The 486-nt window shown below is 66.7% G+C and carries 1 pseudogene; it reads right to left on the reverse strand.

Features of this window, described 5'->3' with window-relative positions:
• Positions 1-324, reverse strand: a pseudogene (locus AACY52_RS30475) (hypothetical protein); the annotation flags it as partial.
• Positions 325-486 lie beyond the last annotated feature (162 nt).

The raw sequence follows: 486 nt of genomic DNA on the forward strand, positions 1-486 counted from the left end.
TGTCGCGAAGCCCGAGCTCTCGGACGAGCGGATGTAGCTCGGTAGTTGCCAAAAGGACACAGTCTCGGGTGTGGAAAAGCTGTTGCGGACCTGGGCCTCGGCCAGGGTCGTCGGAATGACCAGGGTCGGCTGTTCGACCGGCGGCGCGTTGAGCGAGAAGCGGCGCACGTTCCGGAAGACCCACTGGCCCGGCTCGAGCTCGGCCTCGCGGACCAAGGCTTCGAGCTGGCCTCGGGTGAAGGGACGGCCGTGGCCGAAGGGCGTGCGTTCGGCGTGCGACCACAGCCCGCTGCGGGCGGCGGCGGCCACGATCAGCATCTTCATGCGCAAGATCCCTTGTTGAAGCCGCCTTTAGACCTTGCCTATCAAAGTGGCCACAGATGGCGTCGCTCCTAGCCCAGCTCTATCGCGCCTTCGCCGAGGCGCCTGCCCTCACAGGGCGGCGGCTGTGGGTCTATCTGTGGCTGCTGTTCGGCCTCAACGCCG

Origin of the sequence: Pseudomonas sp. EA_65y_Pfl1_P113, assembly GCF_963970525.1 — a bacterium.
Lineage (GTDB): Bacteria > Pseudomonadota > Gammaproteobacteria > Pseudomonadales > Pseudomonadaceae > Aquipseudomonas > Aquipseudomonas tritici.